Source organism: Paraburkholderia mimosarum LMG 23256 = NBRC 106338 (assembly GCF_000739815.1).
In the GTDB taxonomy this organism is placed as follows: Bacteria; Pseudomonadota; Gammaproteobacteria; order Burkholderiales; family Burkholderiaceae; genus Paraburkholderia; species Paraburkholderia mimosarum.
Window position 1 is genome coordinate 13,277 of the sequence record NZ_BBJJ01000051.1, and the last position, 25,761, is coordinate 39,037.

Genomic DNA, 25,761 nt, shown 5'->3' on the forward strand with positions numbered 1-25,761 from the left:
TCAACTCGATACCGCCGCGCGGAAGTTACAATCGTAGTCCTCGCCGTCTGCTCCCTGACGAACCGGATCGCTGTGCCCGGAAAACCCAAGAATCCCCTCGCGATGCGCTACGCCTTCGTCGTTCCACGGCGCAGGAATACGCACCTGCTGCCAGACCGGGTTATGGATTGCACGGTCGATCTCCTGCATCAATTTGACAATGCCGTCGTAGCCAGCGTATGGATGGTGTCGCTCCTGATTCACATCGAGCCACGGCATGCGCGCCTTCAGCGCAACAAACTGCGAGCGCCCGCCGGACAGCATGATGTCGGCCTTCGCATCCCGGAGCATGTTGTACATCTCGCGTGCCGTCAAATTGTCGATCATGCGTGTGTCATCGCCCATCAGGTCCTTGATTCTTTCCTTGTCTCCCTCCGTGCTCTTCTTCACACTAGTGCCGACGATCTCGAGCCCCGCCTCTTGCAACGCCGCGACCACTGACCATGACTTAACGCCGCCGGTGATGAGCAGCACACGTTTGCCACTGAGCCGCTGCCTGTACGGAGCAACACGCTCCCATACACGGGCCTCTTCAGCCTTGACAAGGTGCTCGGTGCGCACGATGAGATCCTCGGGTGCTCCCTGCTCCACCAGTAGCCTCGCAACCCGGCGCAACGCGTCGCTCATGTCGCCAATCCCATAGAACGAACCCTCGAGGTATGGAATACCGTAGCGCTTCTGCATTTTTGTCGCGATGTTGAGCATGGACTTGGAGCACACCACCATGTTGACCTTCGCGCAGTGCGCGCTCGCGATCTCGTTATAGCGGCCGTCTCCCGAAATGCAGGACAGGATCCGGATGCCGAGCGCCTCGAACAACGGCTTTATCTGCCACAACTCGCCCGAGAGGTTATATTCACCGATAAGATTGATATCGAATGGCGTCTTGTACGCCGGCTCGCGCGTGCCGATCACGTAATCGAGGATCGCCTCCCCTGCGAGCTTGTTGCCTAAGTTTTTGGATCCGGCGAAGCCGGGCGCATTTACCGGTATGATGGGCTTACCGAACTTTTCCGACGCGTGCTTGCATACCGCGTCTATGTCGTCGCCGATCAATGCAGTCACGCACGTCTGATAGACAAACACGGCGGGCGGATCGTATTTTTCGAAGATTTCACGCAGACTCCTGAAAAGCCGTCTCTCGCCGCCATAAATTACATCGAGTTCGTTGATATCGGTTGTGAATGCAGTGCGGTAGAGGGTCGGCCCAGACGATGCCGAATGGCGGTTGTCCCAAGAGTTGCCTTCACATGCAATAGGCCCGTGCACCAGGTGTGCGACGTCGACCACGGGCTGCAATGCGACTCGCGCGCCGTCGAATGCGCATCCGCCAGCGGCCGCCCCCGGCGCAACCTGCTTCGAACAGCCTTGCTTGCGCTCCTTTTCGCTCTTCGCCAGGTTCTTTGCGCAACCCGGTTCGTTGAAGAACTCAACAGCCCTCGTCTTTAGCAACATCGTGGAGTCCCGACAATAGAGTCCACGACCACAGGCAAATTGCGTACCACCATCGAAGCCCAAGTTAGCGGTCATAGCGGCGCTATGCCGAAGCAGGATTTGTCGTCCTTGTTACCTGCGTTGAAGAAGTTGAACCAATCGCTACAGTGATGCGACAGGCAAGAGGCTGCCGGTGGTCTTCTCGCCCAGTCTCTCCAAATTCATGCGCGCAACCGCCGCGGCCGTCAGAAGCGGCGCAGTTTGATGCCGTGCTTACGCAGCGCGTAGCCGATCTGTCGCGGCGTGATATGCAGGAGTCGTGCGGCCTTCGCTTGTACCCACCCACAGCGCTCCATTGCCCACACAAGCTGTTCCCGCTCGCTCCCCGGCATGTCGTTACCGCTTGGCGTCTCGAAGCTACCCCCCTTCCATTCACCGGCACTTACGTTCGCCATGGCATTCGGCATTTCATTGTTTGGAGCGTCCAACGAGCGGCTAGGACGAACAGCGTCTTCTCGTTCGATGTAATGCAATTCCTTGCTAAGGCACCGGCCTCTCTCACACAGGAAGGAAAAACGATCGATCGTGTCATCATCCACCATTGTCGCGGTACGCTCAACGCAATTTTCCAGCTCGCGCACATTACCTGGCCAGTAGCAGCTGGACAGAACCCGAAGCGCTTGCTCACTGAAATGCAGAGACCGACGATTGTCGCGGTTAAAACGATCCAGAAAGTGCTGTGCCATTGCCGGAATGTCCTCACGGCGTTCGCGCAGCGGCGGCAAAAGGACGCTCACGACGTTGATGCGGTAGTAGAGATCCGCACGAAATTCCCCCGCCTTCACCATTTGTTCCAAGTTGCGGTTCGTGGCAACGATCAGCCTAACATCGACTTTTACCGGGGTGGTGCCGCCCACCCGCTCGAACTCGCGTTCCTGCAAAACGCGCAACAATTTGGCTTGGAACGACGGCGAGATGTCGCCGATCTCATCGAGGAAAAGTGTCCCGCCATGTGCAAGTTCGAATCGCCCTTTGCGTTGAAATTGCGCACCCGTAAACGCTCCCTTCTCATGACCGAACAATTCGCTTTCTAGCAGTGTTTCTGTGAGCGCTGCACAGTTCACTGAGATGAACGGCTGGTCCTTGCGCGGGGATAACCGATAAATCGCGCGCGCGATCAACTCCTTTCCAGTTCCGCTCTCGCCGCGCAAAAGCACAGTCGTGCGCGTACGTGCTACTTGATGAACTTGTGAAAAGACGCGTTGCATGGGTGCAGATTCCCCGAGCACATTGTCGATGTGATACAAAGGCCGGTCAGCGTTGACCTCTCGTCTCGTCTCCTGTCGCGCGGTTTGGTGCATCTGACCCGACGCACGATCGAGCAGAATTGCCTGCCCCATCGGCGCCGCGACGACCTTCATGAGTTGGAGGTCGCTAGCGAAGGCGCGCTGTCCGTCAGTATTCTCACAGAACGCAACAAGTACGCCGAGCGGCCGCCCTTCGTACCTGATCGGCGCCCCGAGCAGTGCGACATGCTCCCCTTCCAATTCGTCGAAGATTTCGATGCTGTCCACGAAGAGTGGTTCGTCACGCAATTTCGCCACCACACCGGCCGAATCGTTCGTGTGTATTCGCCCCAGCACCCCGTCATGAGGCAGGAAACGAAGACGTTCACGCCAGTCCGCTGACAACCCCGTGCCACACACGCCGCCCAGATGGCCGTCTGGTTCAGCGACCGCAATAAACGCGGAGCGCCATCCACACGCATATGACAAGTAACGCAAAGATCTCTCCAACGTCCTTTCGGTATCTCTGGACGAGGTCAACGTCTTTACTACTTCGTAGACCACATCAAAACTGAGATGGCTCTCATTGAGATCAATATGTGACATAGATCTGAACTCCGGAAATTGCACGTCAGCGCCGCGGGACCCGAGTCCCAACAAAATGGATGGCGGCGCTACGTTTGCCGCAAGCCACGGTAAATTCCTGCCGCAACGGGCACGAAAGCCGACAAATGAGACAAAGACGACACAATCGCAGTCGCGGTGTCGGAGATGCGACAAAAGACACGATGCATCTTTGTGCGCAGATGGGATACTACCGAAAAAAGACGTAGGTTTTACGACAAAATTAGGTTTACGCTGCAGACTATTTTTAAATGTACGAGTCGTACTTGATTTATGACGAAGTAGCATGACTACGCGTGAATTAGAGTTTACGTCGCGTAGCTTAATGCTCGACTCAAAAGACAGGACGTTTTATCGTCTGCATCTCCATTTGACGCGCCGATGTTCGGCCCTTCGACGCGTTTTGCCTCAGACGCCCATCAGTTGGAACCAGGTAGTGGCAAGCCTGCTGACGCTCCGTCGTGCGCACCGTCTCCGACAGTACTCAGTTGCAGCGAACGGAAGAGAAAACGCTGAAGTGCGTTGACCGCAGACGAGCGGTCTTCTAAACGCCCAGGACTAAAGAGACCGAATTCCGCCACCGGCGGCAACGGCAACCCTACTGCGCGGGGATCGATCGCACGCATCGTATCGCGGCGCACCTGCCAGTCCAGAAGTAGCGCGACGCCGAGCCCGGCCTCAACGGCTGACTGAACCGCAGAGAGGCTCGTGCTTTTGCAGGCCACGCGCCAAGGGATACCTGCCTCAAGCAACGTGGCAAAATAACTCTCCTGCCACCGGCATGCACCGCCGAATGCAACAATCGGCAGCGGGCCGTCTCCGAGATCGGCATTGCGCGTGCGCGCGGTCGCCCAGCGAAGAGGATGTCGCCAGGTGACGAGCGGTTCCACGGGGATCAGGGCGGGATCACCAATCGCGAAATCCAGCGTGTTGCTAATGAGCCGCTGCGATAGGACCGGACTCGCATCAACGACAATCTCCAAGGCCACATCAGGAAACAATGTCGAAAATTGCCGCAATGCATGGCGGAGGTGACTCATGGCGATGTCCTCGGGAATTCCGATCTTCACGGTACCCGCAACTTCACCCGAAGTAAGGGCGGAACGGGCCGCAAGGCCGATTTCGAGCAACTTGTGTGCATAGGGCAACAGAACGCTGCCCGCAGAGGTCGGCTTCACGCCGCGCGGTGAACGTTCAAGGAGGCGCTGACCGACTTCGTCTTCGAGCCGCCGAAGGGCCATGCTGACGGCAGCCTGTGTACGATGGAGCTCCATGGCAGCATTGCTCACACTGCCGGCTTCCACTACTGTCACGAACGTACGCAGTAGCGTGCTGTCGAGATCGCGAATCATCAATTTCCCTCATGCAAACATAAACATTATCAGCTTATACCACGCATACAGCTGCGGTTAGTATCCTTCCGTCGCCCACATAGAGAGTACGGGTGCGCAAAAAAACGAATGAGAATGAGGCCTAGATACGGGTTGCCAAAAGCATTCGCTGTGTTTAAGGAAACGATTTGGTCAGTTGTCGGTTGACAGAAATCATTTCGATGCGATGGGGTTTGCCAAAGCGCACCGCTCTGCAAAGAGCGACCCAATTTCGGGCCACCCAAGCGCGGGGGCCTTCAACGCATACTCGTCGCACGACGACCGGTGCACAGTTCAGAGGCCAATCGTGGAGATTTTCGCAATCCGAGAGAGCCACCATGGCCTCGTAGGACAAGCAGTTCGTGTCTCCGGTTCATTCGCCGCCGACTCGCAACCCAGCGCGCCGCGTTCGCTCGTTCTCATCTTACCCGGAGATCACATGAATACACCCAACGATCGGGTTCGCTTCGAAGAGCTTGCCCAGTACACCATGGACCAGATCCTCGCGGTTTCGCCGGAAACCGCTGCCTTCCACAGAGGCGACTGGATCGACAGTGAGTACTATCGCCGCCATCTCGTCGAAACCGTGTTACGCATCCGCCTCAACAACGAGGTAGGCGCATTCGCGCTATACAAAATCGGCTGCAAGGATAACTCGCTCGCGCAGATGCTCGCGCAGCACCTCGCGCAAGAATATGGGCAAGAATGCCATCTACTGCATGACATCGAGAGGTTCGGCCTTACCGCAGCGAGCGTGGACAGCATTAGACCATTCAATAGCACCGACAAGCTAATCGGATATCTCTACCTAAGCATCGTCCGCGATGGCCCGCTCCCTACGATGCTCTGGAACTGGTTGCAGGCGTGGTATTCGGGCCGCTATAACAAGGTCATCGCGGAATCAGCCGCGCGCGCATTCGGGCACGATCACGTAAAAGGTACGCTCAGCCACATTGAGTATGCCGAATCGCGCAGCCTCGAAGACTCCACATGGATCGCTCTGAGACTGGCGATCGGCGGCTCGGGCGGAATGGGGAAAGCAGAAATCTATTTGAACAACATTGTCGGAATGATTCACGAGTATTTTGAAGAGTTGCGTGTCGCGACCCTGCCCGGGCCGGAGACCGGCACTGAACAGGCAGCATTCAAATGACCGCCATCATCGTGATTGAGCCGCAGTCGTCCGGTGCCGCACTTGTCGCCTCAGCTGTGCGCCTTGGCATGGCCACCCACGTGTTTTTGGCCAACCGCGATGCCCGCTCCCTGTCATGCGAACTGCAGGCCGCTATGGTGCCGTACACGGTGGTAGACACTGACTCCCCGAACGCCGTGGCGGTCGCCGCATGCGCCATCGGCGTCGATGCGATCGTACCCGGTTGCGAATGCGCAACAGGCGTCGCAGCTGAATCGGCGGCGCTCCTCGGTCTTCCACATTTGCAGCCGGAAGCGGCCGCACTCACGCGCGACAAATACCGCAGCCGCATGCATCTCGCCGCCGCCGGACTGGCGGTTCCTGTGTTCGCCCTCATCGCACATCGTCGCGACGTCATGACAGCCGCTTTACACGTAGGCTTTCCGGCCGTCCTTAAGCCTGTCCGCGGCGGCGGCATGCCTGCGACGTACGTCAACTCTCTTTCCCAATTGCAACTTGCGGTCAAGTGCGCCATGCATCACGGCGTTGTTGCTATCGGCCCTAAGGCCGGCAACGCGTTGCTCCTTGAACAGTATCTCGAGGGCCCAGAGTACTACCTCGAAGGCTACGTCAGTAGGAAGCACGGACCCCGCGTCGTCGCCGTAACCGAAAATCTCTCGGGCGCAAAGCAGAACTTCGCAAAAATGGGCCACTATGTCGAAGCCTCATTGGCATCGGACCAGGGAGCCGCGCTCGTCGCTTACGTCGAGCGCGCCGCCGCGCAGATTGGACTGACCCTCGGTGTTTTCCACGCCAAAGTGCGTATAACGCGCGACGGTCCGGTGCTGATCAAGATCGCGGCCTGCCTCCGAGGTGATCGCACCTATCAGCTGATCGAACTCAGCAGGTCAATCTCTCTGGCGGAAATAGCGATACGCAGCCACCTCGGCGATCCTGAGCCAGCCCCCGACGCCGATGCAAAACCTGCCGTGTGTGTTAGCGGCGTACGGTTCTTCGCACCGGTAGGCGACGCGCCCGCCGTCGAACGCGTTCGCGCCATACCGGATTTCCAGGAGGTGGAGGTCCATTCCCATATCGGCGGCACAGTGCCACAACGACCGGCGACGAGCGGCCGTCTCGGGCATGTGTTGTTCACCGCGCCCGATCGCCCGACACTTGATTTGCGGCTTGCCGAAGCGCTGAGAACGCTCGGATCCCGTCGCGCATATAACGATATTTGAGCGGTTTGCACCTCATGACAACCAACTACCCCGCCCCGCGTAGCCGTATAGTCGTGCTTCACCGTTGGTCCGACGGCTTCGCAGCCTACCATCGCTACATCGATCATGCGGCGAATAACGTCGCTTATATCTGCACGCCGAACGGCGCGGCCGCGCTCGACGCCTCTCAAACCGCGCACGTCGAAGAGCTATCTGACATCCTTGACGAAGATGCACTGCATAAGGCCATGAGCTCCTGTCATGAGGCGCTCGGCGGCATCGACAGGCTGATCGCATTGTCCGAATTCGATCTTCTGAAGGCCGCTCGACTCCGCAATTCGTTCAATATTCCCGGCGATCTTCCCGATACCGTCGTGCGCTTTCGCGACAAGGCCGCTATGAAGCATACCGTTGCTGCCGCGGGCCTGCGGGTGCCGCGCGTTGCAGCGTTGGAAGATGTGGCTTTTGCGAATGTGAATTCGCCACCTGTGATGCGCTTTCCGATCATTGTAAAGCCACGTACCGCCGCAGCAAGCCTAGGCGTACGGCGCATCGACACGCGTGCCAGGTTGGATATGCTGTGGCCGACACTACCGCTAGTTGAGTACGAGTGCGAGGAGTACATCGAAGGGTCCGTCTATCACGTTGACGGCTTCATGCGCGACGGCACATGGGTAATTGTGCGCGTGTCCCGCTACATCAACACCCGTCTTCAGTTTGCACAAGGAAAACCCCTTGGCTCGGTGATGCTCGACCCGGGACCGCTCAATGATGCGGTGCTTGAATTCGCGGCCGCATGCCTGCGAGCGCTCGCCCTGAGTAACGGACCGTTTCATCTTGAGATAATCGGAGCTTGCGACGGATTCTATTTTCTGGAAGTCGGTGCCCGTGTCGGCAGTGGGGAAATCCCCTTTCTTTTCCATGAATTGTACGGCGTCGACCTCTTCGACCTCTGGGTCACCCACCAATCAGGTGACGAGGCGCGGTTCGCCGCACGGGCGCAGGCGGCGTCAATCGCGTCAACCTCGTCCACACGCGGGGGATTCCTGATGTTGCCAGAGCCAGTCGGCAAGATATTCCTCGACGCACAATTACCGCACGCTATCCCGGGGCTTTACGAAGCTGTCTTCCCGGCGAGACGTCACGTATTCAACGGTTCCAGCCGCACTGGCAACATCCTCGCACGCTTCCGCTATCGCGGCGCATCTGAGGAAGAAATCGACAAGGCAATTCGTGCGACGTTGCGCGATTTTCGCTACACGCTGGCGGAGAACGCGGCGCTCACCGACTAGCCGTACACGTGACGCGTCACGCTAAGTAAGACTTTTCGCCTCCTCCAGCAATAGCTCGCGCATCCAGATACTTGCAGGATCACCGTTATGCAGCGCAGGCCATTGGATCGCCTCAGTGAAAGTGGAAAGCGGAAGCGGTACTTCGGCGATCCGCAGAGCAGAGGCCTCCCCGAGATGCCTGGCCAGCCTCAGAGGGATCGTCGCAACGCGACCAGTACCCGATAGCACGGACGGAATAAGGTGAAAGGTCGGAACGACGACCTCTTCACGCCGTTTGAGACCGAGGTCCAGTAGGAAAAACTCTTCGATTGAAGGCCTGCGTGCCCGCCCGAACCTCACCGTCACATGTCCCAGTGACATGTACCGGTCGAGCGAAATCTGCTCCGACAACTGCTTGTTGGCAGGACAGCCGACACACACCAGTTTCTCATCGAAGAGCGGCGCTTTCGGGTGAGTATCCCGCAGGAATAGATCAGGCAGAATCAAGAAATCGGCGTCGCCACGCCGCAGCAAATCCCCAGGCTCGTCGTCTGGGAAAAGCAGTTCGAAACTGACCGCCGGAGCCTCGCGTGCAACGCGCTTAATGACCTTCTGGAAATAGACGAGCGTCATGAAATCAGAGAGGCAGACCCTGAACCGGCGATCCGATTTTGCCGGCTGGAAAACGTCGCGCGAGATGATGGAAAGCTGGATATGCGATAGAGCCTCCCGCACCGGTCCGGCAAGCTCTACCGCTCGTGATGTGGGCACGAATTCTCGCCCTCTCATCACAAAGAGGTCGTCGCGAAAATAGTCTCGTAACCGCGACACCGCGGCGCTCATGGCAGGTTGGCTCAAATTGATATCGCGTGCCGCAAGCGTGACGTTACGCTTAGCCATCAATGCGTCCAACGCGACGAGAAGATTCAGATCGAGGCCTTTGAAACGCATCTTTAATTATCCGCTTTGTGGATGACACATATCGAAACAATCGATTGTACAAATTAATTGAGGCACCGCAAAGTTACGGCAATTCAGCTTGACATGCAAGTCATAAATATGACCAATCCCGTCGTTCTACTGAACAAGGCTCGACATCAATTCCCAGATATTGATCTGCTACGTGGCATTTCGCGGTTGCGACTGGGGCTGGTCCCTGGGTAAACGGTGACTCATCCAAAGATGAGTGAAAGACTATGAGAAGACTCTGCGATTGTGAAATGCCGCAATTTATTTCGGAAGTGCTAAACGTGCGTGACCGTAAGGGTGAGTGTCGTAAGGTTTACCTTACCTTTGACGACGGACCACACCCGATATGGACGCCGAAAGTACTAGATCTGCTGGCGTGGCACCAAGTACCGGCGACCTTCTGTGTAGTCGGTGCCTACGCGGCTGAGTATCCGGAACTGATCCAGCGCATGGTTTCGGAAGGCCACGATGTCGCGAATCACAGTCTTTCCCATCGGGACTTGTCGAAATGCGAGCCGGATCAGATACGGCACGAAATAGCAGAAGCGAACTCGCTTATCCAGCGTGCTTGCCCAGCGGCAGCCGTGCGATACATGCGAGCGCCGTATGGAAAATGGACGGACGAAGTTATAGCCGAATCCATGAAAGCGGGACTAATGTCACTCCACTGGTCGGTAGATCCACGAGACTGGTCGAGTCCGGGAGCCGAAGCGATTGTCGATTCCGTACTGACATCGGTGCTGCCCGGCTCGATCGTACTGCTGCACGACGGGTCTCCTCCCGACGAGTGCGACTTACATGATCACGATGCTTCGCGCGAGCAGACTGTCATCGCACTATCACGCCTGATTCCACGTTTGAAGGAAATGGGCTTCGTTATCAGTTCGCTTCCGTAAGTTAAACGGAATATCCCGCTTAATGGGAATCTCTGACCCCGAGCTGATCGGCAAGTAGACGAGATGCTCCATTAGAAACGTCTCACCAATAGATTCAGGTATGCGCGCCGTCTGCGCGCTGGCGATCACGGCTAGGACTAAGGAAATGCTGACCCCGATGCAGGCATTGGCTGATCTGACTTTCAGCCGACGCCGATGGTAGTGTTCTGGACGACCTCGGTACTATGAGGTGCGTCAATGGACATTTTTCTTGTACGCCAAACAGCGTCTTTCCAAACTCTATAGGCACGAGAACACTTGCCCCTCGAATCGTGCGTGACCCTGTAAGGTATTTCCGCGCCTGACTCCCGCGCCATCGCTCACGTCAGGCCTGTACTGAGAATCCCAACGTCTCCTGGCACACTGACCCCGATGAACATTCCTGCCGCAATCAACACGACATCTGTCCTATTATATGCGTCACTTTCGGCCATCTATAAAAGCGCGCAGGTACTTCACACTCTTCCGACTAGCGGCCCACCTTCATGCGTCAACGTAGTCAACACCGAGTATTTGCCTGACATCGACGTCATCGTCCCGTGCTTTAACGAAAACCCCGAAACGCTGCGAGCGTGTCTCGACTCGATTGGCGCCCAGAACTACGCGGGCGCCATCAGGGTTCACGTGGTCGATGATGGATCCGCCAACCGCGATGCGTTGAACGTCGTGTATCGCGAGCACGAGCATGATCCTAGATTCAACTTCCTCCTTCTTCCAGAGAATGTGGGAAAGCGTAAAGCGCAAATCGCCGCAATACGTTCTTCGTCCTCGGAACTCATACTTAACGTAGACTCGGACACCACTCTGGCGCCGGACGCAGTAAAGAAACTCGTGCTGACAATGAGCGACGCAACGGTCGGCGCGGCCATGGGCCAGTTGATAGCCAGCAATCGCAGCGACACGTGGCTGACCCGCCTGATCGATATGGAATACTGGCTTGCGTGCAACGAGGAGCGCGCAGCTCAGGCGCGCTTTGGTGCTGTGATGTGCTGCTGCGGACCGTGTGCGATATACCGGCGCACAGCGCTTCTCCTGCTGCTGGACCAGTACGAAACTCAAATGTTTAGGGGCAAGCGCAGCGACTTCGGCGAAGACCGCCATCTGACAATTCTCATGCTCGCGGCGGGCTATCGAACGGAGTACGTTCGAGATGCAGTGGCCGCTACGGTGGTTCCGGATACGCTGCGACCGTACCTCCGGCAGCAATTGCGCTGGGCGCGCAGCACCTATCGCGACACGCTGCTGGCGCTTCGCCTTTTGCCTCGTCTTGATCGCTACCTGACTCTTGATGTGATAGCGCAGAACATTGGCTCTCTGTTGCTCGCCATTTCAATGATTTCAGGCTTTCTGCAAATCGTGCTCACAGCCACAGCTCCGTGGCAGGCGTGCTTCGTCATTGCTTCAATGACGATGGTCCGCTGCTCCGTTGCTGCCATCCGCGCTCGCGAGCTTCGATTTCTCGGATTCTCGGTGCACACACTCATAAACCTTTTACTCCTGCTTCCTGTGAAAGCATATGCTCTTTGTACTCTGGATAACAGTGAGTGGCTTTCTCGCAGTTCTCCCGTCCAAGACCAAGGTGAGCACCATGTTCACAAGAGCTAGTAATGCGTAGCCTCCCGCGCTCGCCACGGAATCTTCCTCAAACGCTGATGGTCTGTATCCAATTCTGGCTCTATGTCTAATGCAACGATCACGTTCACCCACGTGAAGAAATCCTACGGCGGCAAGCTCGCCGTCGACGGATTGTCCTTCCGCGTAGAGCCCGGCGAGTGCTTCGGTCTGCTCGGGCCTAATGGTGCCGGCAAAAGCACTACCACTCGAATGATACTGGGTATGGCACTGCCTGACGCAGGCGAGATTACCGTCCTGGGAGAACCGGTGCCGGCGCGGGCACGCCTGGCGCGCAGGCGGATTGGTGTCGTTCCGCAGTTCGACAACCTAGAACCAGGATTTAGTGTGAGCGAGAACCTGGAGGTCTTCGGGCGCTACTTTGGGATGAGCAGAGGCGAAATCGATGCGGTGGTCCCATCCCTGCTGGATTTCGCACATCTCGCGGACAGGGCTCACGCACGCGTGACCGAGTTATCGGGCGGTATGAAGCGCCGCCTAACCATTGCACGCGCGCTCATCAACGATCCGCAACTTCTTGTCATGGATGAACCAGCGACTGGACTAGATCCGCATGCGCGCCACCTCATCTGGGATCGTTTGCGCTGCTTACTCGCGCGCGGCAAAACAATTCTTCTGACTACGCATTTCATGGAAGAGGCAGAGCGCTTGTGCGATCGGCTATGTGTAATCGACGGAGGACGCAGCATTGCCGAGGGTGCGCCTGATGCATTAATCGAAGAGCAGATTGGAAGTCACGTTCTCGAGATATACGGCGGCAAGCCTCATGAACTCAAGGCGCTGCTGATTCCGTTTGCGCAGCGTACGGAGGTAAGCGGTGATGCACTGTTCTGCTACACGGCCGATCCGCAACTGGTATGCACGCGACTGCGCGAGCATACGGGTCTGCGTATTGTGCAGCGTCCGGCGAATCTGGAGGACGTTTTTCTTCGGCTGACCGGACGCGAAATGAAGGATTGAATAATGCGCGAAGTGTTTATGATTGCCCTGCCCGGAAACGCCTGGAACTGGCGCACAGTATGGCGGCGTAACTATCTGGCGTGGAGAAAAGCGGCGCTTATCTCCCTTCTCGGCAACTTGGCCGACCCGATGATGTACCTCTTTGGTCTCGGCTTCGGCGTCGGAATAATGATAGGTCACATCGACGGCACTCCTTACGTTGCGTTCCTGGCTGCCGGAATGGTTGCGACAAGCGCCATGACCGCGGCGACTTTCGAAACGATTTACGCTGCCTTCGCTCGCATGCACGTTCAGCGCATGTGGGAAGCCGTGCTCTGCACCCAACTCACCATTGGGGATGTCATTCTTGGCGAACTGGCATGGGCCGCTACAAAGGCCCTTCTCGCGGGCTCCGCCGTGATGGTGGTTGCGGCGATGCTCGGTTACGCACGGCTTTCGAGCATCGTATCTGTGATCCCTATCGTTTTTCTAACTGGCCTCGCTTTCGCGAGCGTAGCAATGGTACTCGTCGCGATCGCACCGAGTTATGACTATTTTGTCTTCTACCAGACGCTTGTGCTTACTCCCATGTTGTTCCTGAGTGGCGTCGTCTTCCCTGTGGGCCAACTGCCTCGGGCGCTTCAATTCCTTGCACAGTTCCTGCCGCTTGCCCACTCCGTCGAATTGATCCGCCCGACGATGCTTGTACGTCCGGTCGGCGGCATGGGGCTGCATCTGGCCGTGCTTTGTGTCTACACAATACTGCCGTTTTTCCTGTCGGCGACACTGGTCCGCCGCCGCCTGATGTCTTGATGCTGACGACGTTCCGCCTCAGCAGCAGTCTTGTGATAAGCATCGGAATGGGCTACATCCGAACCGCCGCTTTCAACCTAATGAAATTCACGCCATGACCCACTTCATGCCGACAACTCAGCCATTCGTGATTCTCGGGATGCCCAGAACCGGCACCCACTATCTGGAAGAACTGCTGAATGCTCATCCAAACGTCTTGAGCAACGGCGAATTGCTCAACACCTACGACACCAATTGGCCTGACAACCGGCTGAAGTACAGCAATCGCGAAATTCTCGAACTGGCTTATCTCCGCTATCCGGTCCGAAAGGGAAAGGCGCACGCCACGCATATCGGTTGTAAGATCAATCAACCGCAGTTTCTGGAACGCACCGGATTCTTTGATCAATTGGCACAGTGGCCGCGCCTGAAAGCGATGCTTGTGGTCCGTAGGAATACGCTGGAATCGCTGCGATCGCTGGTGCAAGCGAGACAAAGTGGTGAATGGCTCAAGTACGGGTCGGACAATGGGTCGGCTCCGCCCCCGCAAGTCGCGTTGACTATTGAATTATGCGAAGCCTACTTCAAAGCTGCAGACGATTTTCATCGTCAAGTCGTCGACTCTTTTGCGCCAGAGAATCTTCTTTCAATAGAGTATGAAAACCTCCTCCATGACCCCGCCGAATGCATGGAGGCGGTGCAGACATTCCTTGGAATTTCCGTGCACCCTTGCTCTCCAAGGACGGCTCTTCAAAGGCAGGAAGTCCGACCTCTGGAGCAGACCGTACTCAACTTCGACGAGTTGAAAGGTCACTTCAGTGGTGGGCAATATGAGAGATTTTTTGAAAAAACGAGAGATGGACTTTCTCGGGATCGCATGATCCATGGAGGCCCGGGTTCATTTCCTTAGAATTAGCACAAAAGCTACCCATCTAGCCATTCTGCCATCTAAAGGGTAATTTTACGATCTTTGCGAACATCCCGAATGCGACGCTTCCGCCTTCTTGGTAAACGCACGCCACGGGTTGCGCGTGAACGCAACTGAAAAAGGTGACTTTCCATGTCCTCAAAGGTGCAGTGGAAACTGTGCTGGGAAAATGAGCTCCAGCTTTCCGATCATCTCGAATTGGCCCAGTTCTTCCGGACAACGTATGGTCCAACCGGATCGTTCAACGCAAAGCCATTCGACGGCGGTCGAAGTTGGGCCGGGGCGAGGCCCGAACTCCGCGCCATTGCCTACGATTCGCAAGGTGTAGCGGCGCACATGGGTTCGTTGCGCCGCTTCATCAAGGTTGGCACAACCGACGTGCTGGTGGCGGAACTGGGTTTGTATGGAGTGCGGCCAGACCTCGAGGGGCTCGGAATCAGCCAATCAATTCGCGCGATGTATCCTGTATTGCAGGAGCTTCGCGTGCCATTCGCATTCGGCACCGTCCGCTATGCCTTGAAGAACCACGTCACAAGGTTATGTCGACATGGAATTGGAACGGTCGTGTCTGGGGTTCGCGTCCGTTCAACGCTCCCCAACGTTCACCTCGATTTGCCGGCAACACGTGTAGAGGATGTACTGGCAGTGATTATGCCGATTGATAGAGCTATGAGTGAGTGGCCGCACGGGACCGAAATCGAACGCAATGGCCCTGAGCTATGACTCTCCTGCATCTGCACCGGACACACGACCAGCGGCTCAATCTGAGCCTGCAATGACATGTGAACGCGCACTCCTCAGGTAAACAAAATTGAAAAACGTAGCGAATTTCGACTTGTTGCGTCGGGAGTTGGATGCGGACGACCCGTGGCAACTGGACACTAATCCGTTCGAGCATGAGCGTCATATGCACATGCTTCGGTTATCACTCTCTGAAGGCCCCGTTGCCCATGCCCTTGAGGTCGGATGTGCGGGAGGTGCGTTCACAGAGAAATTGGCGCCGTACTGTGAGCGGCTCACCGTGATGGATGTGATGCCGCAAGCGCTTGCGAGGACACGCAAGCGGCTAAATCACCCGCCGAATGTTAACTGGATCGTTGCAGATGTCCAGCACTTTTCCAGCGCAGAGCGGTTCGAACTGATCGTAGTCGCAGAGGTTTTCTACTATCTCGCCAACATCGCAGAAGTGCGAGACGCTATCCGCAATCTGGCGTGCGTGCTCGCGCCTGACGGCCAGTTGATATTCGGTTCAGCACGTGACGCCAATTGTCGACGCTGGGGACATATCGCTGGTGCTGAAACAGTGCTGAAGATGCTAAACGAACAGTTCATCGAGATTGAGCGAGTCGAATGCGTAGGCCAGTCGTCCAATGAGGATTGCCTGCTCGCACGCTTCCAGAAGCGAAGCGCAATTTCCCCTTCAATCAGATTTCCCTCGCTAGGTTGAAAGATATTATGCGCATCTGTGGCCTCAAGCTGACACACGACGGAGCAATCGCTGTTGTCGAGGATGGAAAGCTCATTTTTTGCATCGAACAGGAGAAGCGGGACAACAATCCGAGATATCAGGATATACGCAACCTCGATGCAATTGAAACCGCATTAGCCGAGCACGGTCTACGGACAGACGACATTGACGAATTTGTGATTGACGGCTGGGACGGTGAAGTGACGTCGCAGTTTCAGGTGCTGAGCGGCGCCACCTCAATCGTCCTCGAGGGTGGGCCCTATACGGAACGCAAAAACGGCGATGTTCTGGCTTCTGTCGACGGAACTGGGCTGTTGATCGGCGGAAAGTCATATCGGTACAGGAGCTACCCTCACGTGTCCGGCCACGTCGCCGCCGCATACTGCACGAGTCCGTTCGCGCAACGTGGGGAACCTGCGCTTTGCCTAGTGTGGGATGGCGGCATGGTGCCACGGCTGTACCATGTGGGACGCGACGACGTGAGGCTCATTGACCAACTGTTCCCCATCATCGGTCAAATGTATGCGGCGGCCGGACATCATTTCGGGCCGTACACAAAGGCGGCGGGTGCAGAGTGGGACTTGGGGGTGGCCGGCAAGCTAATGGCATATATCGCGCTGGGGTCAGTCGACGAAGACATCGTTGCTACATTTTGCCATCTTTACCTGGAACGCTTTGCAGGCGACGCGGTGCTTGCGCGAAACTATCGTAAGAATCTCCATCTTCCCAGTACATCGCTCGCAGCGATACGCGATTTCTTCCACGCATGCGCGCCGCAGCTGCAGGGTAAAGCTCCCGAAGACGTACTCGCCTCATTCCATATTTTCCTCGAGCGCCTACTCGTCCGCGAAATGGAAATGGCCCTGCGGCGCCATTCTATTCCTGGGCCGCGTAACCTGTGCGTATCAGGCGGATGCGGACTCAATATCAAATGGAACAGTGCATTACGCGCAAGTGGCTTGTTCGATGCTACCTGGATTCCGCCCTTTCCGAACGACAGCGGTTCGGCGATCGGCACCGCATGCTGCGCAATAGCCGCGGACGAGGGCTTCATGCCCTTAGAGTGGTCGGTATATAGCGGCCCCGCAATTAAAACTGGCACGCGAGTGCCCGGCTGGTCTTCGTCGCCTTGCTCCCTAGCTGAACTCGCACAAATACTTGCCGAAAATAGACCCGTCGTTTTCCTTGCCGGACGCGCCGAGCTGGGCCCCCGAGCACTTGGGGCGAGAAGTATTCTCGCCGCTGCGACTTCGCCGAACATGAAGGCTCTTCTCAACGATGTCAAGCATCGGGAATATTTCCGTCCTGTGGCGCCCATATGTCTTGAAGACCGGGCGCGTGCTGTATTCCTCCCAGGCACTCCCGATCCCTACATGCTGTTCGATCATCAAACGCGCGACGAATGGCGGGACAAGATACCTGCCGTCGTGCATCTCGACGGTTCTGCGCGATTGCAGACCATTGCAAGGTCATCCGGGCATCCCGTGGCGCAACTGCTGATCGAATACGAGAAGCTGACAGGCCTTCCCTTGCTGTGCAACACCAGCGCCAATCACCTCGGACGAGGCTTTTTTCCCGATGCTGCGTCGGCGTGTGAATGGGGACGCGTCGAACATGTTTGGTGCAATGGCCAGCTATTTACCAAGACATGCAGAAATGAGATTTCGGCATCAGTCAATGAGCTGGCATTTTTTGGGGCCGCATGAATTGGGTTTTTTACCGCAAGGCCCCGATAAGTGAGCTCACACCTACCCCGACCGCACCCATTTCAGTAGGCAAGTATGGCGAATGAGCCTTCCACTTCAGCGTTGTATGCGTACGGCTTCCGGGTTCCCCCGGAGGCGAGAGCACGTTTGCTTCTTCAAACGCCGGCCATTCTCTGGTTTACCGGCCTATCAGCCGCGGGAAAGTCGGCTATTGCCGACACGGTAGAGGCTCGACTCCATACAGCTGGCCGACTCACCTACATACTTGACGGCGACTCCGTCAGGCTCGGTCTCTGCAGAGACCTTGGCTTTGCCGATGCTGACCGCCGCGAAAACGTACGGCGCGTCGCGGAGGTCGCAAAATTAATGGCCGACGCCGGCATCATAGTGTTGGTGTGCCTCATCTCGCCATTCCGTCGCGATCGGGAACTCGCCCGGTCTACGGCGGGCAGCCATAATTTCGCCGAAATCCATGTTCACGCGAGTTTAGCTGCGGCGGAGGCACGTGACCCTAAAGGGCTGTATCGGCTCGCAAGGAGCGGCGCAATCCAGCGGTTCACCGGCATCGACTCCCCGTATGAGGAGCCGACGGATCCGGACGTTTTCATTGACACATGTCGCAAGTCCATCGACGAAGGTGCCGACATTGTCCTGAATTGGCTCCGCAGTCGCTGACTGTTGCGATCATTCGTAGATTGCATGCGCGCTTCGCAGGAACACCGTTGAAACAGGGGAAGTTCTTCATCCAACAATTAACAACGCTCATCGCTCGCAAGCCAGGTAGATAGATGATTGACGAGGTCCATTGCAGCTCCGGTCGTACACGTTTGCATGCGCAATGGTGCGCGGTAGCTTTTCACTGCACGGCAGGCCGGTTTGTCACGCGTGCCGCAGTAATCGCTGGAGTGCTTTCACTGCTCGGCCCGCTGGCCGGCTGCACGGTCGGCCCCGAATACCACACGCCAGCGCCGCCCGCGACACAGAATTACACATCAACGCCTTTACCTGATCGCACGGCTTCGTCGCAAGGTGCAGCGGGTCTCGAGCAGCGGTTCGCGGCCGGCGGCGACCTGCCTGCTCAATGGTGGACGCTCTATCGCTGTGAACAGCTCAACACACTGATAAGCGAAGCACTTAAAAGCAGCCCAACGATCGCAGCAGCCAGTGCCGCGCTACGCCAGGCCGCCGAGAATCTGCGCGCACAAGCAGGCACTGCCCTCTATCCCTCTATCGACGCCAAGCTCAACGCTATGCGTGAAAAGCTGAATGGCGCGACGTTGGGGCAGCCCAACGTCAACAAGATACTGACTCTATACAACGCATCAGTAAGTGTTTCTTATGATATGGATCTGTTTGGTGGTGTACGGCGCGAGCTCGAATCGCTGGGCGCGCAGGTCGATTTTGAGCGCTTTCAGCTTCAAGGCGCCTACCTCGCGCTGTCGGCAAACATCGTCACTGCGGCGGTAAAGGAAGCGTCGCTGCGCGAGCAGATTGGCGCGACCGAAAACATCGTGGCAGACGAGGACGCGCAGCTTGACGTTTTGCGCAAGCAGTTCGAGTTTGGCGGCGTGGACCGGACTGCCGTGCTCGCGCAAGAAACGTTAGTCGCGCAAACACGAGCGACGCTACCGCTGCTGCGGCAGTCGCTTGATCGGACTCGACACCAGCTTGCCGTGCTTTCGGGCAGGTTACCGAGCGATACAAGTGTGTCCGAATTCACGCTGTCGATGTTCACGCTACCACAAACCTTGCCGGTCAGTCTGCCTTCGTCGCTGGTCCGTCAGCGGCCCGATATTTTGGCCGCCGATGCCGTGCTCCACCAGGCGAGCGCTGAGGTCGGTGTCGCAACGGCCAACCTTTATCCACAACTGATCCTCTCTGCGAATTACGGCCCGCAGTCCTTAACACCGGCTGGCATGCTGAAGTATGCGGACATGATCTGGAACATCGGCGCAGGACTCACGCAACCAATATTTCATGGTGGGCAGTTAAGCGCAAAAAAAAGCGCGGCGGAGGCCGCCTTTGACGAGGCCAACGCGCGATATCGGCAAGTCGTGCTGCTCGCATTCGAAGATGTTGCGGATACATTGCGCGCACTCGATCATGACGCGGATGCTCTTGCCGCGCAAACCGAAGCCTGGCGCGCGGCTCGTAGTTCACTGAATCTGGCGCGTGGACAGTTTCGAGTCGGCGGAGTCAGCTATCTGTCGCTCCTCGACGCACAGCGCCAATATCAGCAGGCCGTCGTGAATCTCGCGCAGGCGCAGGCAACTCGCTATTCAGATACCGCCGCGTTATTCCAAGCACTCGGTGGCGGTTGGTGGAATGACACGGCGTATGACGAGAAGGGGCATGCCAACGACCATCCCCGCTTCCAATGAATGCTCATGACGCGCGCCACATACGTTTCCCAGGCGCCGCGTCAAAGACGCTTGTGCCCGGTAACTTTGCCGTGCAAGGACACTACGATGACGAAGAAAAGACCAACAGCAAAGCGGATGATCATCATGCTGATCTGCGTAGGCAGTCTGCTCGGCATGCTGATCGGCTTCAATCTTTACAAAGCGCATATGATCAAGAAGCTCCTGATGCGCGATGGCCTGGCCGGTGCCACCGTCACGTCAGCTGTGGTCAGCTATCAGACCTGGCAGCCACAGCTTTCCGCCACGGGCAGCCTGCGCGCTGCGCGCGGCGTCGACGTGACGACGGAAGTGGCAGGACTCGTGCGCGAGATCGCATTCAGTTCCGGCGAGGAGGTGAGAGCTGGACAGGTCCTCCTGCGCCTCAACGACGACTCTGACCGTGCACAGCTCGCATCGTTAAAAGCCGCCGCGGAGCTTTCGCAAACGGTTTACACGCGCGACATGGCACAATATGAGATCCAGGCCATCTCAAAAGCGCAGTTGGATGCCGACACAGCCGAACTGAAGAGCAAAAGAGCGCAAGTCGAACAGCAAGCTGCCCTCGTCGCCAAGAAAACCATTCGTGCACCTTTCCCAGGACGCGTGGGAATCACCACCGTTAATCCCGGCCAGTACATCAACCCGGGGGATGCAATTGTTACCCTGCAAGCCATCGATCCCATTTACGTCGACTTTCACCTGCCCCAGGAGCAACTGGGGCAACTCGAGGTGGGACAGCGCGTCGCTGTAAATACGAGCACATTTGCCACCCTCAGCTTCGGTGGCCAAGTCCGCGCGATCAATCCGCGCGTGGACAGCACAACGCGCAACGTCGAGATAGAAGCGGTTTTGGACAACCGCGAGCGCAAGCTATTGCCCGGCATGTACGCGAACGTGAAGATCGATGTAGGTAGCGAGCAGCGCTATTTGACCTTGCCGCAAACAGCGATCGCGCACAATGCGTACGGTGCAACCGTATTCGTCATTAGACCGGGGGACCACAAGAACGCGCGCGGTGAGACGATGCCGGTGGCGCAACAGGTATTCGTGACGCCGGGACCCACGCGCGGCGATCAGGTGGCAATCCTGAAGGGTCTTCACGAAGGCGCGCTGGTTGTCACGAGCGGTCAGCTCAAGCTGAAGAACGGAACACCGCTCATCATCAATAATCGCGTGCTGCCCGCGGACAGTCCTGCTCCGACGCCTCAGGAACAGTGAGAGCCCGCCCGATGAAATTTACCGACATTTTTCTCAACCGGCCCGTCCTCGCGTCAGTGCTGAGCCTGCTAATCCTCGTACTAGGCTTGCGCTCCCTCTCCACGCTGAAGGTCAGTGAATATCCTCAAACCCAGACGGGCGTAGTAACGCTTACCACCTCCTATTACGGTGCGAGCGCCGACACAATGGCTGGGTTTATCACGCAGCCACTTGAAGCCGCCATCGCACAGGTGCAGGGCATTGACTACATGTCATCGAAAAGCAGCACGGGCGTGTCGACGATCAACGCGACGCTACGCATGAACTATGATCCGAACCGCGCACTCACAGAGATCAATACACAGATAGCGTCAGTGCGTAACCAGTTGCCTCGCGAGGCCCAGCAGCCCGTGCTGACGATGCAGGTGGGTCAGACCACCGACGCGATGTATATGGGCTTCTGCAGCGACGTGCTGCCGCCCAACAACGTCACCGACTATCTGCTGCGCGTCGTTAAGCCGAAGCTCGACTCCATTCCGGGCGTGCAGACCGCGGAAGTACTGGGCGGTCGCCAGTTCGCATTGCGCGCATGGCTCGATTCAATCAAGCTCGCAGCGCACAATGTTACTGCTTCCGATGTCTACACAGCGCTCGGCAACAATAACTACCTCGCGACGCTCGGCACAACAAAAGGCCAGATGACCAGCGTCAGTCTAAACGCGCGTACCGGCCTCCATTCGGTGGAGGACTTTCAGAAACTGGCTGTCAAACAAAAGAACGGCGTGATAGTGCGCCTCGAGGACGTCGCCAATGTCGTGTTAGGCGCTGACAATTACGATTCCAGCGTCGCGTTTGGCGGCAAACGTTCTGTGTTTATCGGAATTAAGGTGGCGCCTGACGCAAACGTGCTCGATGTGGCCAGACGCGTTAAAGCCGCGTTTCCCGGTCTGCAGAAGCAGTTCCCGACGGGGATGGCTGGCGACATCGTCTACGACGCGACAGACTTCATCAACAGCGCGATTGAGGAAGTAGTGAAGACGCTCGTCGAGGCGTTGCTGATTGTCACGGCCGTCATCTTCGTCTTCTTCGGCCGTTTGCGTGCCGTCGTCGTGCCCGTGGTCGCGATGCCGCTGTCGCTGATTGGCACCTTCTTCATGATGCAGTTGCTCGGTTACTCGATCAATCTGTTGACGTTACTCGCGCTGGTGCTCGCGATTGGGCTCGTGGTCGACGATGCGATCATCGTCGTCGAGAATGTCGACCGCCACATGACTGAAGGCAAGCCCCCCATGGAAGCTGCGCTAACTGCCGCGCGCGAGCTTGGTGGGCCGATTCTGGCTATGACCGCCGTGCTGATCGCCGCATATCTGCCTATCGGCTTCCAGGGCGGCCTGACAGGCGCCCTGTTCACTGAATTTGCGTTCACCCTTGCGAGCGCCGTCGCAGTATCAGGCTTGATTGCGCTAACGCTGTCGCCGATGATGTGCTCGCGCATTTTCCGGAATGTGCACGAGTCCGGGCGTTTCGCCGTTTTCGTCAATCGACAGTTCGAGCGTGTGCATGCTGGCTATTCGCGGCTCTTGCATGCGGCTCTCGACACATCTTCGGTGTTCGTCGTCATGGGCGTCATGCTGCTATGCGGAACCGTGTATCTCTTTTCGACATCGCAAGCAGAGCTTGCGCCGCAGGAGGACCAAGGCATCGTGCTATCACTGATCCAGGGACCGCCTAATGCCACAATCGAGCAAATGCAGACATACGCCGATCAGGTATTCGAAATGTCGAAGCGCTTCCCGGAGTATGCCCAGATGTTTCAGTTGACTGGCCTGCCAACAATGAATCAGGGTTTTGGCGGGGTGCTCTTCAAGACGTGGGACAAGCGGAAAAAAGGCGCAACCGAGCTACAACAGGAGCTCCAGCAGAAATGGAATGGCATTGCTGGTGCACGCGTCGCCGCGTTCCAGTTCCCGCCTTTGCCGGGCGCGCAAGGTTTTCCCGTGCAATTCGTGATCAGCACGACTGAGCCCTTCGAGAATCTCGACGAAGTGACGAAAACCGTGCTTCAAAAAGCGCGTGAAAGTGGCATGTTTCTCTTTGTCGATAGCGATCTAAGGATCGACAAGCCTGAAACCGTCGTCATGGTTGACCGCGACAAGATAGCGTCGCTCGGCCTCACGCAAAGCGATGTAGGACAGGCGCTAGGCGCTGCGCTCGGCGGTAATTACGCAAACTACTTCTCGATCGCTGGCCGCTCATACAAGGTGATTCCGCAAGTTCAGCAAATAGATCGACTGAATCCGTCACAGGTACTCGACTATTACTTACGCACGCCGGACGGCAGCATGATTCCGGCATCGACGGTTGCGTACCTGAAGCAAACGGTCGTCCCCGAATCGATCAATCGGTTCCAGCAACTCAATGCGGCAACGATCTCCGCTGTGATCTCACCGAGCGTCTCCCAAGGGGAAGTTCTCGACTTCCTTCGTAAATCCACGACCGACGCAGCTCCGGCAGGTTACAACACCGACTACGCAGGGCTATCGCGTCAGTTCATGCAAGAGTCTGGTAACTTCCTGGTCACGCTCCTCTTCGCGACGATTATTGTGTTCCTTGCGCTTTCAGCCCAATTCGAAAGCTTCCGCGATGCCCTGGTCATTTTGGTCTCCGTGCCAATGGCGCTCTTCGGTGCTCTCGTCTTCATCAATACCGGTTTTTCGACGCTCAACATTTATACGCAGGTTGGACTTGTCACGCTCATGGGGCTCGTTAGCAAACATGGGATTCTTATCGTGCAATTCGCGAACCAGCTTCAACGCGTGGGCCGCGGCAAGCGAGAGGCCGTGGAGGAAGCGGCAGCTGCACGCCTGCGCCCGATCCTCATGACGACGGTCGCCATGGTGCTCGGCGTACTGCCCTTAGTCGTCGCCTCGGGCGCGGGCGCAGCAGGTCGCAATGCAATAGGCTTGGTGATCTTCACCGGACTGTCGATCGGGACTGCGTTCACACTGTTCGTCGTGCCGGCGATGTATATGTTGCTGGGTGCGAATCATCAAGGGACGCCAAAGGACCAGTCATGACCTGGTTATCGATCTTCGCTAGCGATCTATCCGTCTATTCCAGATACGCACTCAGCGGGCAGACTCGTGCTTTCGGCAGCATGATTGCCGCGTGATGGCGAGCGATGCGCTGCTTGGCTTTGAATTTCGTGGCGCACGCTTAGCTCATGCTTATACAGTTAAGGCAAGCCAATGCTGGTCGGTGCACCGGTCGTGCTCGTCAAGCGCCATCGAGCTCAAAAGCAATGAGATGGGCAAGAGGCTTTGTTGCATTAATCAGGCGTAGAGACGACATGACCTTTGTGTTTTCTGTCTCAGGTGATACGGACGGATTGCGGGCGTGCGATGGCCGCCATGCGGTTGAGCACGCCTGCACGAATCGAGACCTCGGTTGCCTGGGAGCCAATCTCGCGAGCACACAGGGAGGAGCCCGTAAGGATCTTGAGCCGGTACATCAGGGTCTCTGCCAGCGAGCGACGATGGTAGCCACTCGCCTGCTTCCATTCGCGTCTGCTGCTTGCCGCGATCGCGTCGATGGCAGCATTGCGCCAAAACGCGCCGGGCGTGCTCGCTGGCCACGGCGTCGCGCCCTCACGTGGTGGAATCGAAGGGACCGCTGCGCGCGCCACAATTTGCGCATGGCATGCCTTGGTGTCGTAGGCGCCGTCGCCGCCAATGGTATCGATTGCCACCTCAGCAGGAATCTGGTCGAGCAAATCGGGCAGAACTTCGCCATCGCCTTCGTCTTGATGGGTCATCAGCGCGGCGCAGATCTGGCCCGTGTTCGCATCCATCGCCAGGTGCACCTTGCGCCACGTGCGACGTTTGGACCAGCCATGCTTGCGTACCTTCCACTCACCTTCGCCGTAGACCTTCAGTCCGGTGCTGTCGATCACCAGGTGCAAGGACGCATTGGGGCGCTGCGTTGGCAATACGACCTTCAGCGTCTGTGCGCGACGGCTCAAGGTCGTGTAGTTTGGCACCGGCAAGCCCGGGTAGGCGAGTTTGCGCAAACTGAGCGCGAAGCCCTGCACAGCGCGCAGCGGCAGATGAAAGACCTGCTTGAGGCCGAGCAGGATCTGGATCGCCGCGTCACTGTAGATGCGCGGTCGGCCGCGCCTGCTCACGCCAGCCTCGGATAACTGCGTCAGTACGCTTTCATCAATCCACATGGTCACATCGCCTCTCGCAATCAAGCCCGCGTTGTATTCGCGCCAGTTCTTGACGCGGTACGTTCCTTTGGGCTCGCTTGCCTTGCGTTTGTCCTTGCGCATCTTCCCGGTGAAAAGATCGAGAATCTACGCAGTTCGAAGTGAAGTTAACATCTTGGTCTACCCGAGCGTTGCGCGTAAACGTCACCG

At 57.2% G+C, this 25,761-nt stretch carries 19 protein-coding genes and 1 pseudogene; 15 read left to right on the top strand and 5 right to left on the bottom strand.

What is annotated here, in order from left to right; genetic code table 11:
- From nifE to BMI01S_RS26920, 3 genes are all read right to left on the bottom strand, one after another.
- Complete coding sequence (nifE, locus tag BMI01S_RS26910; RefSeq protein WP_081716234.1) at positions 1–1,494, bottom strand: nitrogenase iron-molybdenum cofactor biosynthesis protein NifE; 1,494 nt, start codon at positions 1,492–1,494, stop codon at positions 1–3.
- A gap of 224 nt (positions 1,495–1,718) precedes the next feature.
- A complete protein-coding gene (gene nifA, locus BMI01S_RS26915; protein ID WP_028214799.1) occupies positions 1,719–3,365 on the bottom strand; it encodes a nif-specific transcriptional activator NifA in 1,647 nt (548 codons plus the stop codon).
- Positions 3,366–3,802: 437 nt separating this feature from the next.
- Entirely contained in the window at positions 3,803–4,735 is a 933-nt protein-coding gene (locus BMI01S_RS26920; RefSeq protein WP_028214798.1) for a LysR family transcriptional regulator, read from the bottom strand.
- Positions 4,736–5,192: 457 nt separating this feature from the next.
- Between BMI01S_RS26920 and BMI01S_RS26925 the strand changes: the two genes are divergently transcribed.
- The 3 genes from BMI01S_RS26925 to BMI01S_RS26935 are packed head-to-tail and all read left to right on the top strand — an operon-like array spanning position 5,193 to position 8,397.
- Positions 5,193–5,906 carry a hypothetical protein gene (locus tag BMI01S_RS26925; RefSeq protein ID WP_028214797.1) on the top strand — a complete coding sequence of 238 codons (714 nt, stop codon included), beginning with the start codon at positions 5,193–5,195 and terminating at the stop codon, positions 5,904–5,906.
- Positions 5,903–7,126 carry an ATP-grasp domain-containing protein gene (locus BMI01S_RS26930; protein WP_028232037.1) on the top strand — a complete coding sequence of 408 codons (1,224 nt, stop codon included), beginning with the start codon at positions 5,903–5,905 and terminating at the stop codon, positions 7,124–7,126. The genes BMI01S_RS26925 and BMI01S_RS26930 overlap by 4 nt, the downstream gene beginning before the upstream one ends.
- A 14-nt stretch (positions 7,127–7,140) precedes the next feature.
- The gene (locus tag BMI01S_RS26935) at positions 7,141–8,397 is read left to right on the top strand and encodes an ATP-grasp domain-containing protein (protein ID WP_036021133.1); all 1,257 of its coding nucleotides are present in this window, start codon (positions 7,141–7,143) and stop codon (positions 8,395–8,397) included.
- Between the two features lie 21 nt (positions 8,398–8,418).
- Here BMI01S_RS26935 and BMI01S_RS26940 read toward each other — a convergent pair whose 3' ends face one another.
- Positions 8,419–9,327, bottom strand: coding sequence for a LysR family transcriptional regulator (locus BMI01S_RS26940; protein ID WP_028232036.1), 909 nt, complete (start codon positions 9,325–9,327; stop codon positions 8,419–8,421).
- Positions 9,328–9,596: 269 nt separating this feature from the next.
- On the opposite strand from BMI01S_RS26940, the gene nodB reads away from it, so the two are divergent.
- The 12 genes and pseudogenes from nodB to BMI01S_RS27000 all read left to right on the top strand — a co-directional run bounded on the left by nodB (position 9,597) and on the right by BMI01S_RS27000 (position 24,421).
- Positions 9,597–10,241 (top strand): chitooligosaccharide deacetylase NodB, encoded by a 645-nt coding sequence (gene nodB, locus BMI01S_RS39405; RefSeq protein ID WP_154671355.1) that lies wholly within the window; start codon positions 9,597–9,599, stop codon positions 10,239–10,241.
- Positions 10,242–10,652: 411 nt separating this feature from the next.
- Entirely contained in the window at positions 10,653–11,885 is a 1,233-nt protein-coding gene (gene nodC, locus BMI01S_RS26945; protein WP_042291076.1) for a chitooligosaccharide synthase NodC, read from the top strand.
- 69 nt (positions 11,886–11,954) lie between these two features.
- Positions 11,955–12,872 (top strand): annotated as a pseudogene (gene nodI / locus BMI01S_RS26950) (nodulation factor ABC transporter ATP-binding protein NodI); the annotation flags it as partial.
- A 3-nt stretch (positions 12,873–12,875) separates the two neighbouring features.
- Positions 12,876–13,664: an ABC transporter permease gene (locus BMI01S_RS26955; RefSeq protein ID WP_028214793.1), complete on the top strand. Its 789-nt coding sequence runs from the start codon at positions 12,876–12,878 to the stop codon at positions 13,662–13,664.
- 94 nt (positions 13,665–13,758) lie between these two features.
- The gene (locus BMI01S_RS39410) at positions 13,759–14,553 is read left to right on the top strand and encodes a sulfotransferase (protein WP_051391160.1); all 795 of its coding nucleotides are present in this window, start codon (positions 13,759–13,761) and stop codon (positions 14,551–14,553) included.
- A 150-nt stretch (positions 14,554–14,703) separates the two neighbouring features.
- Positions 14,704–15,294, top strand: a complete 591-nt coding sequence (locus BMI01S_RS26970; protein WP_028214790.1) for a NodA family N-acyltransferase — start codon at positions 14,704–14,706, stop codon at positions 15,292–15,294.
- An 88-nt stretch (positions 15,295–15,382) separates the two neighbouring features.
- Positions 15,383–16,018, top strand: a complete 636-nt coding sequence (gene nodS, locus BMI01S_RS26975) for a nodulation methyltransferase NodS (RefSeq protein WP_028214789.1) — start codon at positions 15,383–15,385, stop codon at positions 16,016–16,018.
- Positions 16,019–16,026: 8 nt separating this feature from the next.
- On the top strand, positions 16,027–17,745 hold the full coding sequence (nodU, locus tag BMI01S_RS26980) for a nodulation protein NodU (protein WP_028214788.1): 1,719 nt from the start codon (positions 16,027–16,029) through the stop codon (positions 17,743–17,745).
- Between the two features lie 75 nt (positions 17,746–17,820).
- On the top strand, positions 17,821–18,420 hold the full coding sequence (cysC, locus tag BMI01S_RS26985) for an adenylyl-sulfate kinase (RefSeq protein ID WP_028214787.1): 600 nt from the start codon (positions 17,821–17,823) through the stop codon (positions 18,418–18,420).
- Positions 18,421–18,533: 113 nt separating this feature from the next.
- A complete protein-coding gene (locus BMI01S_RS26990) occupies positions 18,534–20,126 on the top strand; it encodes an efflux transporter outer membrane subunit (RefSeq protein ID WP_036021119.1) in 1,593 nt (530 codons plus the stop codon).
- Positions 20,127–20,213: 87 nt separating this feature from the next.
- On the top strand, positions 20,214–21,365 hold the full coding sequence (locus tag BMI01S_RS26995) for an efflux RND transporter periplasmic adaptor subunit (RefSeq protein ID WP_028232034.1): 1,152 nt from the start codon (positions 20,214–20,216) through the stop codon (positions 21,363–21,365).
- An 11-nt stretch (positions 21,366–21,376) separates the two neighbouring features.
- The gene (locus tag BMI01S_RS27000) at positions 21,377–24,421 is read left to right on the top strand and encodes an efflux RND transporter permease subunit (RefSeq protein WP_028214784.1); all 3,045 of its coding nucleotides are present in this window, start codon (positions 21,377–21,379) and stop codon (positions 24,419–24,421) included.
- A gap of 293 nt (positions 24,422–24,714) precedes the next feature.
- On the opposite strand, the gene BMI01S_RS27005 is transcribed toward BMI01S_RS27000, so the two are convergent.
- The gene (locus BMI01S_RS27005; RefSeq protein ID WP_042291080.1) at positions 24,715–25,674 is read right to left on the bottom strand and encodes an IS5 family transposase; all 960 of its coding nucleotides are present in this window, start codon (positions 25,672–25,674) and stop codon (positions 24,715–24,717) included.
- Between the last annotated feature and the right edge of the window lie 87 nt (positions 25,675–25,761).

What these genes read in the sequence shown, in the direction of transcription:
- BMI01S_RS39410 (WP_051391160.1), top strand. Translation starts at nt 13,759, where the DNA reads ATGACCCACTTCATGCCGACAACTCAGCCATTCGTGATTCTCGGGATG.
- nodU (WP_028214788.1), top strand. Translation starts at nt 16,027, where the DNA reads ATGCGCATCTGTGGCCTCAAGCTGACACACGACGGAGCAATCGCTGTT.
- BMI01S_RS26995 (WP_028232034.1), top strand. Translation starts at nt 20,214, where the DNA reads ATGACGAAGAAAAGACCAACAGCAAAGCGGATGATCATCATGCTGATC.
- BMI01S_RS26920 (WP_028214798.1), bottom strand. Translation starts at nt 4,735, where the DNA reads ATGATTCGCGATCTCGACAGCACGCTACTGCGTACGTTCGTGACAGTA.
- BMI01S_RS26940 (WP_028232036.1), bottom strand. Translation starts at nt 9,327, where the DNA reads ATGCGTTTCAAAGGCCTCGATCTGAATCTTCTCGTCGCGTTGGACGCA.
- BMI01S_RS26990 (WP_036021119.1), top strand. Translation starts at nt 18,534, where the DNA reads ATGATTGACGAGGTCCATTGCAGCTCCGGTCGTACACGTTTGCATGCG.
- BMI01S_RS27000 (WP_028214784.1), top strand. Translation starts at nt 21,377, where the DNA reads ATGAAATTTACCGACATTTTTCTCAACCGGCCCGTCCTCGCGTCAGTG.
- BMI01S_RS26935 (WP_036021133.1), top strand. Translation starts at nt 7,141, where the DNA reads ATGACAACCAACTACCCCGCCCCGCGTAGCCGTATAGTCGTGCTTCAC.
- BMI01S_RS27005 (WP_042291080.1), bottom strand. Translation starts at nt 25,674, where the DNA reads ATGCGCAAGGACAAACGCAAGGCAAGCGAGCCCAAAGGAACGTACCGC.
- nodB (WP_154671355.1), top strand. Translation starts at nt 9,597, where the DNA reads ATGCCGCAATTTATTTCGGAAGTGCTAAACGTGCGTGACCGTAAGGGT.
- BMI01S_RS26930 (WP_028232037.1), top strand. Translation starts at nt 5,903, where the DNA reads ATGACCGCCATCATCGTGATTGAGCCGCAGTCGTCCGGTGCCGCACTT.
- nifE (WP_081716234.1), bottom strand. Translation starts at nt 1,494, where the DNA reads ATGTTGCTAAAGACGAGGGCTGTTGAGTTCTTCAACGAACCGGGTTGC.
- BMI01S_RS26925 (WP_028214797.1), top strand. Translation starts at nt 5,193, where the DNA reads ATGAATACACCCAACGATCGGGTTCGCTTCGAAGAGCTTGCCCAGTAC.
- nifA (WP_028214799.1), bottom strand. Translation starts at nt 3,365, where the DNA reads ATGTCACATATTGATCTCAATGAGAGCCATCTCAGTTTTGATGTGGTC.
- BMI01S_RS26955 (WP_028214793.1), top strand. Translation starts at nt 12,876, where the DNA reads ATGCGCGAAGTGTTTATGATTGCCCTGCCCGGAAACGCCTGGAACTGG.
- cysC (WP_028214787.1), top strand. Translation starts at nt 17,821, where the DNA reads ATGGCGAATGAGCCTTCCACTTCAGCGTTGTATGCGTACGGCTTCCGG.
- BMI01S_RS26970 (WP_028214790.1), top strand. Translation starts at nt 14,704, where the DNA reads ATGTCCTCAAAGGTGCAGTGGAAACTGTGCTGGGAAAATGAGCTCCAG.
- nodC (WP_042291076.1), top strand. Translation starts at nt 10,653, where the DNA reads ATGAACATTCCTGCCGCAATCAACACGACATCTGTCCTATTATATGCG.